We start from the raw sequence: 15,798 nt of genomic DNA, 5'->3' as shown, positions 1-15,798 counted from the left end.
TTTATGGGCCAGGAGTCCCTTGTCTACGGTTGCATTCGCGATATGAATTTTGGCGATGGTGATAACCGCCACCAGGTGAATTGCGAGGCTTTAAAAACACTGCCAGACAGAGACGGTTGGCCCCTTATAAGCCGCGATATGTTTGCCGCCCCGGTGAACGAGGAGGATCTGGGCAGCCAGGTGGTACACTTTGGGGCTTGCTACCGGGGTGTTGAGTACGAATGGGCCCAGTGGCTGGCCCAGTTTGAGGCCCTGCTCAAGCAAATGTACTGGATATCCGCTACTGTGCAGCTGGAAACAGAATTGTACGGCGTGCATACCTTCAACTGGCAGGCTGAGGGGGATTATCACCAACCCGGTGACGACAGCCTACAACTCAAATGTGAGTGGGGCCGTGAGATGCTGCAGTTGTAACTGCGATTTTGACCAGTCAAAGGCTGCCCACGATAAACCATCGATAGAAAGCGTGTTATGAAGTTTAAACGCCCAAAAACCCTGATGCTCGGCCTGATTGCCAGCATGGTATTGCTGGTGGGTATCCTGGCGATTTTCGACACCCCGGAGGGTGCATTGGTGGCCCTGCTTACCCTGCTGCTGGGGCTGGCTGCGGTGATTGGTCTGGCGTTTGTGGCGGGTACGTTGATGTCATTGATCCGCCGCGCACTGCAACGCCGCAGAGACCGCTGACTCAGTGACTGACTCCACCCCTGAACCCGGTTCATCGGGGTTTCGTTATTTTCTCTCCGGGGTAGGCACCGGGTCGCTGCTGGGTGGCCTGCAAATTGTGATTTACCCCTGGCTGATAGCCGGTGTGTTGCAGGAAAGCGCCGATCGAGTGGGCTTTGCTCAAATGATGGCGATGTTGCCAGCTCTGCTGTTTGTGCTCTGGGGTGGCGCCTTATCGGAGAATCGTCATCAGGGGCGGTTGCTGTTCCGGCTCTATCTTCTTTACCTGATTCCCTATGGCCTGATGATGGGGCTGGTGTTAACCGGTTCCATCAGTTATTTGCTGGTGGTTTTGTTTGGTTTTGGCTACGGCGCCATCACTGCTTTTATACAGCCGGCCAGAGAGAGTCTGCTGCCCAAAGTGGCCAGTGGGCATTTAAACCGCGCCGTTGCCCGCATGAGCCTGGTGCAGTTCGCTTGCCAGAGCCTGGGCATGTTCGCTGCCGGTTGGCTGGACCAGCTGGGGCTGGTGGTGATGGTCTCGCTACAGATGGCAGCAGTCGTGATTACCGCCTTTTTATTAAAGTACAGTCACCAAAACCCCGATGTTGAAACGGTTCGCCGGGTTGGCGTCAACACCCGTGTGATCGCGGGCCTCAAGTTGGCCTGGCAGCATTTGCAGCTGCGCCATTTGATGGCTGCGGTGTTTGCCACCGGCTTTCTGGGGCTGGGGGTGTATTTGGTGGTGCTGCCACTGTTGGCCAGAGAGTTCTATGGCGGTGGTGCCGCCTTTTTCGCCTGGCTGCAGCTCACTTTTACGGCGGGGGTGATAGTTGCCAACCTCTTGGTTATTCGCGGCTTGAGTAACCGTTGGCGAGCAGGGCGGTTTATGGTTGTCAGCCTGCTCATTCGCGGCGGTTTATTGGTTCTGCTGGCCTGTCACCTGCCCAGCTGGGGGGTTTTCGCGGTAATATTTTTTTGGGGCCTGTTTTCTGGCTGGTCCATGGTATTGGGCCGCACCATGGTGCACGAGGTGGCCCCCAGCAGCTATGCATCCCGCATGGTGTCGGTGTATCAGCTGTCTTTATTTGGTGCCGCTCCGCTGGGTGCCTGGAGCTGTGGTCACCTGGTGGCCTGGTTGGGGCTGTTGCCTGCCATCGCCTGGTTTGGTTCGCTCACCATTATTGCTGGCCTGTGGATGGTATGGCGCAGCACTCTGTTCTCCGGCGAAGTGGCCACGTCTCCATAAAAAAGCCCCGCCAGTTGGCGGGGCAAAAAGTCTAACCCGGTTGATTGAGTTTGGGGATACTCTCTGACAGACAGCCGGGCCTAAAAATACAGAACCAACTGCTGCCGGGTTAAGACTGGTAACCCAACATGATTCTCGGGGGGAAGCCCCTTCACTCTATTAGTGGGGGGGAAGTCGCTTTGAGTTCAATAAAAATTCATTCCATTGAATGAACCTTTTTTTGGGTAGCGGCCACTAACAGGTGTCGAAAGCGAGTGGATGTGGACTATTGAATAACCAAGTTCAAAAACAGGATCAGCTGGATTTGCAGTTATTGCAGGCGTCGGGTGCAGGGGATAAAAAAGCTTTTTCAGCCCTGTATCGCCGTTACTACCCACTGCTGACCCGCTTTGCCTATCGCTATCTGAAGCAGTTGGATGTTATTGAGGAGGTGGTTAACGATACTCTGTTGACTACCTGGCAAAAAGCCAGCGATTTTCGTGGCGAATCCCGTGTATCTACCTGGATTATGGGGATTGGTATGCGCAAGTGCTGGGAAGCAGCCCGTAAACTTGAGAAGCATGCCAGCCAGGATCTGGACGCAGTGCCAGAGCAGGAGGCCACCGACAATGAAGTGGAGCGCTGGGATAGCCGTCAGGAAATTGAGCAGGCCATGCAACATCTGTCGCCAGAACAGAGAAGTTGCGTTGAGCTGGCTTACCAATCCGGCTACACCTGCGAGGAAATCGGCCAAATTATGGAATGTCCGGCCAATACGGTTAAAACGCGTCTATTCCATGCACGCAAAATTTTTAAAAGGGTATTTGGCCACGATACTGTGCCAATCCCGGCAGTAAAGGGGGAAACACCATGAAAAGCGACGCACCCAGGCCGCTTTACCACGACCAATGCCAGGCAATGCTCCCGAGTTTTGTCAACGGCCAGTTAAATGCGGCTCAACAGCGCCAAGTTCAGGAGCATGTGGCCCAATGCGAAGTTTGTTTCGCTGAGTTGCAGCAAGCCCAGCAAGTGGTGGATGCCATCCGCACTGAGCCTACAGAGCTGGAAGAGTTACTCACTACCCAGCGGATGGAAGCCAACTTGGAAAAGACCTTGAGAGCAATCGATGGCCAAGCCGCACCTCAGAGCAGCCACGGTGGCAAAGTCACCTGGCTATCCAGTTGGCAACGCCAGTGGTCTGGCACACCGAAAGCTGCAAAAACAGTGATGTGGGCTCAGGCAGCGTGCCTGGTTTTGGTGGTGAGCTTACTGGTTGTGCTGCCTGGGAAGCCGCAAGGTGTTACCCTGGAAACCTACTCCAGTGATGATGATTTGGTGCGTGCTGCAGCAGAGCACAGCCAGGTGTACCGGGTAATCTTTCAGCCTGCTGCAACAGAAGTGGATATCCGAAATTTGCTGAATAATGTGGATGCACAGATTATCAGTGGGCCATCAAAAGCGGGTTTGTATACCATATCCACCCTTAAGCCCTCAGCTCAGCAGGAATTGGTATTGCACAATTTGCGTGGCAGCCCTTGGGTAAAACTGGCAGAGCCGTCGGTTCATTCCCCCAGGGCATCTCAGCAGGAAATGCAGTAATGGCTTTAGTGATTGGCAGTGCTCGCTTAAAAACAGTGACGGCAGTGTTGTTTGCCCTGGTGCTGTCTGCCTGTGGCAGCTCACAACATAAGCAAGTGTCACTGGATCAGTTTATCCCGGAGCGGGGCGTTAGTGTGCCCAGTGGGTTCACTCCAATACTGGTAACACTGACTCACGATGCTGCTAAAGAGAATGCCGCTGTGCGTTCGTTTGGGCGCAATTATCAGGCACCGTTGAATTACAACAGTACACTGCTGGTGCGACGCCAGGTAAAAGACATTGCCCGAGATTACCAATTGCGGGAAGAGCGCGGTTGGTTGATTAATTCCCTGTCCATTTACTGCGTTTTGCTGGGGATCCCCGATAGCTTGGTCGTGGCGGATGTGATGCAGCAGCTGCGCAACGATCGCCGCATTGAATCTGTACAGCAGATGGTCAGTTATTCGGTTCAGAGCGCTCCGTACAACGATCCTTACTTCGAACTGCAGTACCAAAACAGTCGTGAGCACATTGCCAGCCTCCACCGGGAAGCTACCGGAAGAGGGGTGAAAATAATGGTGATCGATACCGGTGCCGATGTTCGCCACCCGGAGCTAAAACCCCAAATTAAGGCGGTGGAAAATTTTGTTGATAACAACAGTCAACGTTTTCGAGCCGATATTCATGGCACTGCCGTTGCCGGTATCATCGCTGCCCAGCCCAACAATGAGCTGGGCATTGTTGGTTTATCCCCCGACGCAGACGTGTCAGTGCTCAAGGCTTGCTGGCAGCTTGGTGACAGTACCAGTAAAGCCCACTGCAACAGCTTTACCGTGGCCAGTGCCATCAGTCACGCCATAGACAGTGGTGCGGATATTATCAATATGAGCCTGGCAGGCCCTCAAGATCCGTTGATTGCCCGTTTGGTGGCTCAAGCCCTGAAACGGAATATTCTGGTGGTGGCCGCAGATCCCGGGGATGCAAACATAGGTTATCCCGCTCGGCTGCCCGGTGTGATTGGTGTTTGCCGGAAACCACCAGACAGTGACGAACGCAGATTGCTCGTTCACCTCAACAGCGCCAATGTGCTCACCACCGCCCCCGATGGCGGTTTCGACTTTTTCTCCGGTTCCTCCATGTCCGCAGCCAAGGTGTCGGCTTTGGCGGCATTAATGAAAGAAAAACAGCCCAATTTGAACCCTGGGCAGGTGGTGGCCCAACTTAAACAGATGGTGCCTGTTGAAAACACGCCTCGTGATTCCAGGAGCCCTCTCAAATAACCTTGAATAAGCAACTGACTATTCCTGTTAACAGTCGCTGGCAACTCCACACGGTGGTGTTGCTTTTTTTGCTGTGTGCGTATTCTGTGCAAGCCGATGATGATCGCAGCCCCTGGCAATTTAATGGTGCGTTGTCGGTTTCTTCTGACTACATTTATCGCGGTATTTCTCTGGCTGAGGAGACTGTGACTCCACAGGTAAAAGCCTGGTTGGGGCATGAGTCCGGTTGGTTTGCATCAGCCTGGTTGGCGAAAGCGGATATTGGCGGTTTAGGTGGCCAGGCTCAGTCGAGGGACTGGGAAGCGGAGTACAGTATTGGTTATCGTCGTTTGTTAACTGACGATTGGCAGCTCAGTGTCAGCAATGCCTGGCTGGAATATCGTCAGCAAAATCTATCTCGCAATGCCGACTATCAGGAGCGGCGAATTCAGCTGGACTACCAGGATAGCCTGACTTTGTTCGCTGCCTACACCGATTCCATTTGGAATACCAATCAGAACCAACTGGTGGTTTCTGCGACGGTTCGTCAGCACCTTCCCTGGCAGAGCGTTGGTGAAGTAGAAGTTGGGCTAGTGGATTTGGGGCAGCTGAATGGCGACCAGTATCACTACGCGAGATTCAGCATTGGTCGCCCATTTGCCAAGCATTGGGTGGGTTCTTTGGAATACCACTACAGTGGCAATACCAGTGGCTTTTTTAATGACGTGCGCACCGGCAGCCAGGTGGTTGTAGGGGTGAGTTACCACTTTTCCAGATAGAGGGCTGCAAAGACTGCTTTTACTGTGACTTGCTTTTGTGGTATAAAGCGCGCCGCCGAGCAAGGTACGCCTTGCAATGGCCAATAAACGTCGCACATATATCGACACACTGTTCTGGGTGCCTTTCCCCTGCGTTAAGGGTATGAGGTTGAACAGTGGGATATATGGAAGACCCAACCCAAAAACGCTCGCATAATTGATCTTTTGCCCCCTGACGGCGTTAAAGATTCGCTCAAATCGGTCATTTGTTTCAACAAACTCCCGATTTTCGCTCATCTTTGCCTTGCCAGATGAACAAAATCTCTGCTTATGCGAACGTTTTATACAATTTAAGGATTTATCATGGCTTCTGTTTCCATGCGAGACATGCTGCAGGCTGGTGTTCACTTTGGTCACCAGACCCGCTTCTGGAACCCGAAAATGGGTCAATACATTTTCGGCGCCCGCAACAAGATTCACATCATCAACCTCGAGCAAACTGTTCCCGCGTTTAATGACGCGCTGCAAGCCGTTCACGATCTGGCCGCTCACGGCAACAAGATTCTGTTTGTTGGCACTAAGCGCGCTGCCCAGAAATCCATTCGCGAGCAGGCCGAGCGTTGTGGTATGCCTTTCGTCAGCCACCGCTGGCTGGGTGGCATGCTCACCAACTACAAAACCATTCGTGGCTCTATCCGTCGCTACCGCGACCTGGAAGCTCAGAGCCAGGACGGTACTTTCGAAAAGCTGACCAAAAAAGAGGCGCTGATGCGCACTCGCATGATGGAAAAGCTGGACCGTTCCATCGGTGGTATCAAGGACATGGCTGGCCTGCCAGACGTGCTTTTCGTCGTTGACGTAGACCACGAGCGCATTGCCATCCAGGAAGCCAACAAACTGGGTATTCCCGTGATTGGCATTGTCGACACCAACAGCAACCCCGACGGTGTTGACTACATCATCCCCGGTAACGATGACGCTATCCGCGCCATCAAGCTGTACACCGCAGCCATTGCCGATGCGGTATTGGAAGGCAAGCAAAAAGGCAGCAGCATCACCAGCAAAGACGAATTTGTTGAAGTGGAAGCTGAGCAAGCTGCAGCGGAGTAACTATTCTCCAGCAGCAGTACAAAAGGGGCCGACGGCCCCTTTTTTGAAATACGCACTTATCTGAAACAATTATCGGGTTTACTGGCCGTTGCCGGTGAACCGGGCACAATGTGAATTCAAGAGGACAAACTCATGTCAGCGAAGTTGGTAAAGGAATTGCGCGAGCGCACAGGCCTCGGGCTGATGGAATGTAAAAAAGCACTGGCTGCTGCCGGTGGTGATATCGAAGTGGCTATCGAAGAGCTGCGCAAATCCAGTGGTATGAAAGCGGCTAAAAAGGCTGGCCGTACCGCTGCCGATGGTGTTGTTGCCATCAAAGTGGCCGACGACAACAGCTACGGCGTACTGGTTGAAGTTAACAGCGAAACCGACTTCGTTGCCCGCGACGAAGGCTTCCTGGGCTTCGTTGGTACCGTTGTGGATAAAGTATTTGCCGAGAAGCAAACCGATGTTGCTGCTTTGATGGCCGGTGAGTTGGAAACAGCTCGCGAAGCGCTGGTTCAGAAAATTGGCGAAAACATCGGTGTTCGTCGCGCTGTGGTTGTAGAAGGTGCTGTGGTTGACGGTTACGTGCACAGTAACAATCGTATCGGCGTTCTTACTGCATTGACTGGCGGTAGCGACGAAGTGGCCAAAGACGTGTCTATGCACGTTGCCGCGGTTAACCCGCAAGTGGCCAAGCCAGAAGATCTGCCTCAGGACGTTCTCGATAAAGAGAAGGAAATTTTTACCGCCCAGGCGCGCGAGAGCGGCAAGCCGGAAGAAATCATCGAGAAGATGATTGTTGGCCGCATGAACAAGTTCAAGGCAGAAAACAGCCTGGTTGAGCAACCCTTCGTGAAGGATCCAGACGTGAAAGTGGGCAAGCTGGTGGCGAATGCCGGTGGCGAAGTGGCCTCCTTTACCCGCTATGAAGTGGGCGAAGGCATCGAAGTGGAAGAAACGGATTTTGCTGCTGAGGTGGCTGCTGCTGTTCAAGGTGCATAAGACCGAGGACAACAGACAGAAAATCTGTACAATACGGGAGCCCAAAATTGGGCTCCCGTATTCTTTTCTGACTAACCTATTTGCTCGATGAGGAAATCATGCCTAATAGCGCTGCCACCAAGGACAAGAAGTATAAACGCATCCTGTTGAAGCTCAGCGGTGAAGAGCTAATGGGGGATATGGGCTTCGGTATTGATCCCAAGGTGCTCGACCGCATGGCCTTGGAAATCGGTCAACTGGTGGGCATTGGTGTGCAGGTCGGTTTGGTAATTGGCGGTGGCAATTTGTTTCGCGGCCAGGCCCTCAGTGAAGCGGGCATGGAACGAGTAACCGGTGACCATATGGGGATGCTGGCCACGGTCATGAACGCCCTGGCCATGCGCGATGCCCTTGAGCGCAGCAATATTTCTGCCAGAGTGATGTCTGCCATTCCCATGAGCGGTGTGGTGGAGCACTACGATCGCCGTAAAGCCATGCGCTACCTTGAACAAGGCGAGGTAGTGATTTTTTCCGCCGGTACTGGCAACCCGTTCTTTACCACCGATTCCGCTGCTTGCCTGCGCGGTATTGAGGTGGAAGTAGAGCTGGTACTGAAGGCCACTAAGGTAGACGGCGTCTACGATGCCGACCCGATGAAATACCCGGATGCAAAAATGTTCAGCAACCTCACTTACGATGAAGTGCTTGACAAAAAATTGGGTGTGATGGATCTCACCGCTATTTGTCTGTGCCGGGAACAGGATATGCCCCTGCGGGTATTCCGCATGTCCAAGCCCGGCGCATTGCTGAGTATTGTTGTGGGTGGCGAAGAGGGCACCCTGATTGAAGAAGCTAAGGATGAGAACGATGATTAATGATCTCAAAAAAGACGCCGAAGAGCGCATGGCAAAAAGCATCACTGCTTTAAATACGGCGTTCTCCAAAATTCGTACCGGTCGTGCCCACCCCAGCCTGCTGGATGGCATTAACGTGTCTTACTACGGTGCCGATACGCCCCTGAATCAAATGGCCAATATCTCTGTGCTGGATGCCCGTACCCTGAGTATCAGCGTGTGGGAAAAACAGCTGGTGCCGGAAATTGAAAAAGCCATTATGAAATCGGATCTGGGCCTTAATCCAGTCACTACCGGTGAGTTGATTCGCATCCCGATGCCACCGCTCACTGAAGAGACGCGTAAGGGCTACACCAAACAGGCCCGCAGTGAAGCGGAAAACGCCCGTATCTCCATCCGTAATATCCGCCGCGATGTACTTTCTGATGTGAAAGACTTGCTCAAGGAAAAAGAGATTACCGAAGACGAAGATCGCAAAGCCCAGGATGATGTACAGAAAATCACCGACCGTTTTGTGGGCCAGGTGGACGAGTTGCTGGCGGTAAAAGAAAAAGACTTAATGGAAATCTGATGCCCGGGTGCATGGTGCCTGTTGTTGCAGGAATCGTTCTATGAACGCCACAGTCAATCACTGTCCGTTGCGGCATGTAGCCATCATTATGGATGGCAACAATCGCTGGGCCAAACAGCGTGGTCTGGGTGGCTTGGCTGGTCATCAGGCCGGTGTGGAACGGGTACGCGATGCCCTGGAAGCCTGTAAAAAGCACGACGTGGATGTACTGACCCTGTTTGCGTTTAGCAGCGAAAACTGGCGCCGCCCGGCAGCAGAGGTACAGGGGCTTATGTCGCTGTTTGCCTCATATCTGAAAAAAGAAGTCAAAACCCTCAAACAAAAGGGGGTGGCACTGCGAGTTATCGGCAATCGCGAGCGCTTTAGCGGTCGCTTGAGCAAACTGATTGAAGACGCCGAACAGCAAACGCTGGGTGGCAAGCAAACCCTGGTGCTGGCGGTGGATTACGGCGGCCATTGGGATATTGCCAACGCCGCGCGCAAACTGGCTGAGCAGGTTGAACGTGGTGAGCTAGCCAGTAGCCAAGTGGACGAAACTTTACTTGGCGAGCAAATTTCGCTGGCGGATCTGCCGCCGGTGGATCTCTGCATCCGCACCGCCTTTGAACAGCGCATCAGCAATTTTTTGCTTTGGCAAATGGCCTATGCAGAATTTCATTTTTCCAAATTGATGTGGCCAGATTTTGATGAAGCCGCGTTTACCGCTGCGGTGCAAGACTACCGCCATCGCCAACGCCGCTTTGGCATGACCGCCGAACAGATTGAGGCGGAGGAAGCAGCCGATGCTTAAAGTGCGGATTATCACTGGACTGACTCTGGTTGGCCTGTTTCTGGCGACACTGTTTTTCTTGCCCAAACCCTGGTTTGCGGTGTTGAGCGCATCGTTGGTGCTGCTTGCATCCTGGGAGTGGAGCAATCTTGCGGGCTTGCGGTCCATCGTCGCGCGCCTGGGTTTTGTGGTGGGCAGTGCGGCTTTGGTGTTAGCTGCCAATCATTACCTGCTGGAAGGGCCTCGCAGTAGTCAACTGACCTTGTTGGCCAGCGCTTGCGGTTGGTGGTTGATTGCCCTGTTTTGGGTGAAAAGTTTCCCAAACACAGTGGTGCTGTGGGCAAATACCTGGGTTAAGGTGCTGATGGGATGGTTTGTGCTGGTGCCCACCTGGTTGGCGATGACTTTGCTTCTTTATTCGAATGGTTTCGCAACGTTACCCACTGACAACGGTGGCCGTTGGGCACTGTTGGTGGTGGTATCGATCGTGGTGCTTATGGACACCGGAGGCTATTTCGCTGGAAAGCACTTTGGTCGCCGCAAACTGGCGCCGACGGTCAGCCCCAAAAAAACCTGGGCGGGAGTTGTCGGCGGGCTAACTGTGAATGGCCTTTTGCTGGTGGTGTTGGGTTGGCAGTTGAATGCCAGCGGACAACAGTGGTTGCTGTTGGCGTTACTGATTGCTGCCACAGCGGTGTCTTCGGTATTGGGCGATCTGCTGGAGAGCATGGTCAAACGGCAGCGCAATATCAAAGACAGCGGTTCTATTCTGCCCGGTCACGGGGGTATTCTCGATCGGGTCGATGGTATGACCGCAGCGTTTCCAGTATTTACTCTGATTTATCTGCTTAATTTTTCTGGCAACTTGCTTTGACCTGTACCCAATCTGTAAAAACCATCACGGTACTTGGTGCTACCGGCTCTATTGGGGTGAGTACCCTTGATGTGATTGCTCGCCACCCGGAGCAGTTTCACGTATTTGCCCTTACCTGCAACAGTCAGGTAGAGCAGTTGGCCAGACAGTGTCGCCAGTTCAAGCCCCGTTACGCAGTGGTGGCAGACAGTGCTCATGCAGCGCAGTTACAAGAACTGCTGGCTGATGTGCCCACTGAGGTGTTGGCGGGCCAGGGTGCATTGTGCCAGGTGGCTTCAGCAGTAGAGGTGGATATGGTGATGGCGGCCATTGTTGGCGCCGCTGGCCTGATGCCCACACTGGCTGCTGCCGAAAATGGCAAGCGAGTGCTGTTGGCTAATAAAGAGGCCCTGGTGATGGCCGGGCGCTTGTTTATCCATGCTGTGCGGCGCGGTGGTGCTGAGCTGTTACCCATCGACAGTGAACACAATGCGATTTTTCAGTGTTTGCCAGAGGGGTATGACCACCTTGACAGAGCCGGAGTACGCAAAATTTTGTTGACCGGTTCTGGCGGCCCATTTCGCACCAAGCCACTGGCAGAGCTGTCAGCGGTAACGCCGGACCAGGCTTGCGCTCATCCCAACTGGTCCATGGGTCGTAAAATCTCGGTGGACTCGGCCACCATGATGAACAAGGGGCTTGAGCTGATTGAAGCTTGCTGGCTGTTTGATGTCGGCCCTGAGAAAGTGGAAGTGGTGGTGCACCCACAGAGCGTGGTGCACTCTATGGTGGAATATGTAGACGGCAGTGTGCTCGCCCAGTTAGGCAACCCGGATATGCGTACCCCCATCGCCCATGCCATGGCCTGGCCTCAACGCATTGATTCAGGGGTGTCGTCACTGGATATCGTGGCTGCGTCAAGGCTGGATTTCGAAGCGCCGGACGAACAGCGTTTTCCCTGTCTTCGTCTGGCCCGTCAGGCGGCCCAGAGTGGTGGTGATTACCCCGCTGTACTCAACGCCGTAAACGAAGTGGCTGTGGCGGCGTTTTTACAAGGTCAGTTGAAGTTTGACCAAATTGCTCAGCTGGTGGATCGGGTAGTGCAACAGTGGCAGGTCAGTGAACCGGGCAGTATCGAAGCTGTCCAAGCCAGCGACCAGATGGCTCGCCAGAAAGCCATGGATATTTTGTCGCAGTCGCTGTTGGCAGAGTAGTGTTTAAATGAGGTTGTCCTGAGTGGATATAGTTAGCACGGTCTTTTACACCATTGTCGCCTTGGGCGTATTGGTGAGCTTCCACGAATTCGGTCATTTTTGGGTAGCCCGCCGCTGCGGCGTCAAAGTGCTGCGTTTCTCGGTAGGCTTTGGTAAACCTATTTTTTCCTGGACCGATAAACTCGGCACGGAATTCACAATCGCCTGGATCCCTCTGGGCGGCTATGTGCGCATGGTGGATGAGCGTGAAGGGGATGTTGCCGCCGAAGACCTTCCCCATGCTTTTAACCGCAAGCCTGTGTGGCAGCGCATTGCCGTGGTGCTGGCCGGCCCAGTAGCCAATTTTGTTTTGGCCATTGTGTTTTATTGGGTTATTTTTATGCATGGGGTTATCGGTGTTGCCGCTATTGTCGGTGATGTTGAGCCGGGCTCCATTGCCGATCGCGCTGGTCTCACACCCGGCCTGGAAATATTGACAGTGGATGGTGTGAAAACCCCATCCCAGCAGAGCTTCCACGAGCAACTAATTCTGCGTCTCGGCGACACGTCGGAGATTCAATTCACCGCATCTCCTCTCGGCTCTGATCAGGTCTTGAGTTACGCCACCTATTTGGGCGACTGGGATGTGGACAGCAAAAATCCGGATTTACTCAAAGCCATTGGTTTGCAGCTCACGGTGCCGTCACTGGATGCGGCGGTGGGCTCGGTTGCAGATGGCAGCCCGGCGCAACGGGCTGGCCTTGAAGCGGGAGATCGTATTATCAGCGCTGATGGGCAGCCACTGGCAGACTGGGTCCAGTGGGTGGAGCACGTGCGTCCCAGAGCGGAGCGGCCCATTGATTTGGTGATAGAGCGTCAAGGTACTGAATTGTCATTGACGGTAACGCCAGCAGCGGTAACCGTTAATGGTGAAACCATTGGCCAGGTTGGTGTTACCGCACTAAACCGCTACTGGCGCCTGGATCAATATGGGCCCGGCCAATCTATTGGCTTGGCATTGGCCAAGACTTGGGACACCACAACCATGACTCTGCAAACGCTCCAAAAAATGATTGTGGGGCGGATTTCTGCGGAACACTTGAGTGGACCATTGGGCATTGCTAAAGTGGCGGGCCAAACAGCGGAGGGAGGGCTGGTTTCGTATCTGAGCTTCCTCGCTCTGCTCAGTGTTAGCCTGGGTGTACTTAACCTGCTACCCATCCCAGTGCTGGACGGTGGCCACCTGATGTACTACATCGCTGAGGCCATCAAAGGCAGCCCGGTGTCTGAAAAAACACAAATGATTGGCTACAAAATAGGCCTGTTCATGGTGATGGGTCTGATGATTTTTGCTATTGGCAACGATATTCGCCGTGAGCTGCCAGATGACAGTTCCGATGAAAGTACAATAACCAACCAACAACAACGATGACTGCTAAGAAGTTTATGGCAAATCTATTTAGTGCAAAGAGGTGGGTAGGGGTTTGTCTGGCCCTGGGATTATTCAGTGGCGCAGCTTACGGCAAAGTCTTTGAAGTGCGCGATATTGATATTCAGGGGCTGCAAAGGGTCTCTGCGGGCAAGGTGTTTGCCTCATTCCCCATATCAGTTGGTGATCTGGTCGACGAAGAGACGTTACGCCAAGCCGCGCGAAGCTTGTTTAAAACCGGAAATTTTGAAGATATTGCCTTTTCCGAAGACAATGGCCGCCTGGTCGTTCGCTTGAAAGAGCGCCCAGCGGTGGAATCCATCACCATCGATGGCAGTAAAAAAATTCCCGAAGAGCAATTGTTGATCAGTATGCGCGACAACGGTCTGGCGGAAGGCCGTATTTTCAAGCGCGATGTCCTCGACGGTATTGCTCAGAGCTTGAAAGGGGAATACGCCAAGAACGGCCTTTACGGTTCCTCTGTTGAAGGCCGCATTGAACCGTTGCCGCGCAACCGGGTGGCGGTTTTTCTGGATATTACCGAGGGCAAGCCAGCAGCCATTAAGCATATCAATATCGTCGGCAACGAAACCTTTGATGAAGAGGTGTTGCGGGAAGACTTTGAATTGACCACCAGCAACTGGCTGTCCTGGTTTCGCAATGACGACAAGTACAGCCGTGAAAAGCTGCAAGGCGATTTAGAGCGCCTGGAATCTTTTTATAAAGATCGCGGCTATCTCGGCTTTAATGTTAAATCCACACAGGTGTCCGTGAGTCCGGACAAAAAATCGGTTTACCTGACCGTGAATATCGAAGAAGGGGATATCTACACCGTGAGCGAAATTGCTCTGTCGGGAGATCTGGTGATTCCCGAAGAGCAGCTACGTTTCCTGATCGTCTTACAGGAAGACAAGACCTATTCCCAGAGCTTGGCTGACTACAGCGTCGATTTGATTACCCGGCGTCTGGGTAACGATGGCTACACCTTTGCCGAGGTGCAGGCGGTGCCGGAACTGAATCGTGAAGACAGCACCGCCAAGGTGACTATCGCCATCAACCCGAAAAAACGGGTGTATGTACGTCGCATCAACATTCGCGGCAATACCAAAACCGCCGATGATGTGGTGCGCCGGGAAATGCTGCAAATGGAAGGGGCGGTGGCGTCTAATTCCCGTATCGAAGGCAGTAAACTGAGGTTGCAGCGCACCGCGTTTGTAAAACGCGACTCCATTGAGGTGGATACGCCAGAGGTGCCGGGTGTTGACGACCAAGTGGATGTAAATTTTTCTTTTGAAGAACAGCCGTCGGGTCAGATCGGCGCCCAGTTTGGCTTCTCGCAAACATCCGGTTTGCAGCTGGGTGGTAACCTTAGTGAAAGTAACTTCCTGGGTACCGGAAAAACAGTGGGTTTCGCGCTGAACCGTAACGACTTCCAGAAGTCCCTCAGTATTTCCTACACCGATCCTTACTTTACCGTGGATGGGGTGAGCGCAGGATTCAGTGTATTTGCCCGTGAGAGTGATTTTTCCCGTTTTAACCTGAGCGGTTTTAATACGGAAAACCAGGGCATTAATGTCAATTTCAGCTATCCACTGTCCAACACCCAGCGGTTGAGCTACGGCTTTGGCTATGAATTTCAGCAGCTTGGCGAGAGCACCACTTCTGCGGAAGTGTTGAAGTTTGTCGCGGATAACGGTTTTAAAAACGACTTTCTTACGTTGAACTTTGGATGGCTGCAGTCAACCTTGAACAGCAGTGTATTTGCTACCAGCGGAGCGCGGCAGAATGTCGGCCTGGAAATATCACCTCCCGGCGTCAGTGATCTTTCTTACTATCGACTCACCTATAGCGGTCAGAAGTATTTTCCTTTGGGGCGTTGGGCGAAATTCCTCAATGGCTGGTCACTGCGTTTGCGCACTGAATTAGGCTATGGAGATGGTCTCAGTGACACTGAGCGTTTGCCATTTTATAAAAACTTCTTTGGCGGAGGATTTAACTCCATCCGCGGTTTTGAACGAAATACCTTGGGGCCGAGAAGTATCCGTGCTGTGTTGCCCGTAAATGATACAGTGGATATAAACGACCCTGAGGCCTTGCAGGCATTCCTCAATAGCCAGTTTCCGGGTGGACTGAATGTGGACAATACGTCTGCTTTCGGTGGCAATGTGTCGGTTGAAGCCAGTGCGGAAGTGATTTTCCCGCTGCCGTTTATTAAAGATCAGTCGCAAGTTCAGGCCAGCTTTTTTGTCGACGCGGGTAACATTTTTGATACGGAATGTACCACTGGGATTACCACTTTCGATGACCCTCGGGGCCCATTGCTGAGCGTTAATGGCACTGTTCTTCAAGCTCGAGACCAACCGATCCTGTTGCCAGGTCAAACGGATTTGAACTGCTTTAAGCCAGATGTGGGCGAGTTGCGCTATTCATTTGGTTTGGGAGCCACTTGGCTGTCTGGGTTTGGTCCTATTACTTTCAGTATTTCCAAACCCTTTAACGCCGGGCCTTTGGATGAAGAAGAAAGCTTTCAGTTTTCACTGGGTAACCAGTTCTAAGCTGTCGCA

At 53.0% G+C, this 15,798-nt stretch carries 16 protein-coding genes; all 16 read left to right on the top strand.

Annotation, left to right across the window (positions count from 1 at the left end; all coding sequences use genetic code 11):
• Positions 1-3 precede the first annotated feature (3 nt).
• The 16 genes from KFE80_04780 to bamA all read left to right on the top strand — a co-directional run bounded on the left by KFE80_04780 (position 4) and on the right by bamA (position 15,789).
• Complete coding sequence (locus tag KFE80_04780) at positions 4-414, top strand: hypothetical protein (protein UTW46629.1); 411 nt, start codon at positions 4-6, stop codon at positions 412-414.
• Positions 415-471: 57 nt separating this feature from the next.
• Positions 472-687, top strand: a complete 216-nt coding sequence (locus tag KFE80_04775; GenBank protein UTW46209.1) for a hypothetical protein — start codon at positions 472-474, stop codon at positions 685-687.
• Positions 688-691: 4 nt separating this feature from the next.
• Positions 692-1,915, top strand: a complete 1,224-nt coding sequence (locus KFE80_04770; GenBank protein ID UTW46208.1) for an MFS transporter — start codon at positions 692-694, stop codon at positions 1,913-1,915.
• A gap of 268 nt (positions 1,916-2,183) precedes the next feature.
• Positions 2,184-2,768: an RNA polymerase sigma factor gene (locus KFE80_04765; protein ID UTW46207.1), complete on the top strand. Its 585-nt coding sequence runs from the start codon at positions 2,184-2,186 to the stop codon at positions 2,766-2,768.
• Entirely contained in the window at positions 2,765-3,493 is a 729-nt protein-coding gene (locus KFE80_04760; protein UTW46206.1) for a zf-HC2 domain-containing protein, read from the top strand. Before KFE80_04765 ends, KFE80_04760 begins: the two co-directional genes overlap by 4 nt.
• Positions 3,493-4,752: a S8 family serine peptidase gene (locus KFE80_04755; protein UTW46205.1), complete on the top strand. Its 1,260-nt coding sequence runs from the start codon at positions 3,493-3,495 to the stop codon at positions 4,750-4,752. The genes KFE80_04760 and KFE80_04755 overlap by 1 nt, the downstream gene beginning before the upstream one ends.
• A gap of 2 nt (positions 4,753-4,754) precedes the next feature.
• On the top strand, positions 4,755-5,510 hold the full coding sequence (locus KFE80_04750) for a hypothetical protein (protein ID UTW46204.1): 756 nt from the start codon (positions 4,755-4,757) through the stop codon (positions 5,508-5,510).
• A 342-nt stretch (positions 5,511-5,852) separates the two neighbouring features.
• Entirely contained in the window at positions 5,853-6,599 is a 747-nt protein-coding gene (gene rpsB, locus KFE80_04745) for a 30S ribosomal protein S2 (GenBank protein ID UTW46203.1), read from the top strand.
• 132 nt (positions 6,600-6,731) lie between these two features.
• Positions 6,732-7,586 carry an elongation factor Ts gene (locus tag KFE80_04740; GenBank protein ID UTW46202.1) on the top strand — a complete coding sequence of 285 codons (855 nt, stop codon included), beginning with the start codon at positions 6,732-6,734 and terminating at the stop codon, positions 7,584-7,586.
• Positions 7,587-7,684: 98 nt separating this feature from the next.
• Positions 7,685-8,440 carry a UMP kinase gene (gene pyrH / locus KFE80_04735; protein UTW46201.1) on the top strand — a complete coding sequence of 252 codons (756 nt, stop codon included), beginning with the start codon at positions 7,685-7,687 and terminating at the stop codon, positions 8,438-8,440.
• Positions 8,433-8,990 (top strand): ribosome recycling factor, encoded by a 558-nt coding sequence (gene frr / locus KFE80_04730; protein UTW46200.1) that lies wholly within the window; start codon positions 8,433-8,435, stop codon positions 8,988-8,990. Before pyrH ends, frr begins: the two co-directional genes overlap by 8 nt.
• Before the next feature lie 40 nt (positions 8,991-9,030).
• Positions 9,031-9,780, top strand: coding sequence for a di-trans,poly-cis-decaprenylcistransferase (gene uppS / locus KFE80_04725; protein ID UTW46199.1), 750 nt, complete (start codon positions 9,031-9,033; stop codon positions 9,778-9,780).
• Positions 9,773-10,633 (top strand): phosphatidate cytidylyltransferase, encoded by an 861-nt coding sequence (locus KFE80_04720; protein ID UTW46198.1) that lies wholly within the window; start codon positions 9,773-9,775, stop codon positions 10,631-10,633. The genes uppS and KFE80_04720 overlap by 8 nt, the downstream gene beginning before the upstream one ends.
• Positions 10,630-11,826 (top strand): 1-deoxy-D-xylulose-5-phosphate reductoisomerase, encoded by a 1,197-nt coding sequence (gene ispC, locus KFE80_04715; protein ID UTW46197.1) that lies wholly within the window; start codon positions 10,630-10,632, stop codon positions 11,824-11,826. Before KFE80_04720 ends, ispC begins: the two co-directional genes overlap by 4 nt.
• 22 nt (positions 11,827-11,848) lie before the next feature.
• Positions 11,849-13,237 (top strand): sigma E protease regulator RseP, encoded by a 1,389-nt coding sequence (rseP, locus tag KFE80_04710; GenBank protein UTW46196.1) that lies wholly within the window; start codon positions 11,849-11,851, stop codon positions 13,235-13,237.
• 14 nt (positions 13,238-13,251) lie between these two features.
• On the top strand, positions 13,252-15,789 hold the full coding sequence (bamA, locus tag KFE80_04705) for an outer membrane protein assembly factor BamA (GenBank protein ID UTW46195.1): 2,538 nt from the start codon (positions 13,252-13,254) through the stop codon (positions 15,787-15,789).
• Positions 15,790-15,798 lie beyond the last annotated feature (9 nt).

It is taken from the genome of bacterium SCSIO 12696 (assembly GCA_024397955.1).
Classification (GTDB): Bacteria; Pseudomonadota; Gammaproteobacteria; order Pseudomonadales; family Porticoccaceae; genus SCSIO-12696.
This window is presented reverse-complemented; position numbering and strand designations above follow the sequence as displayed.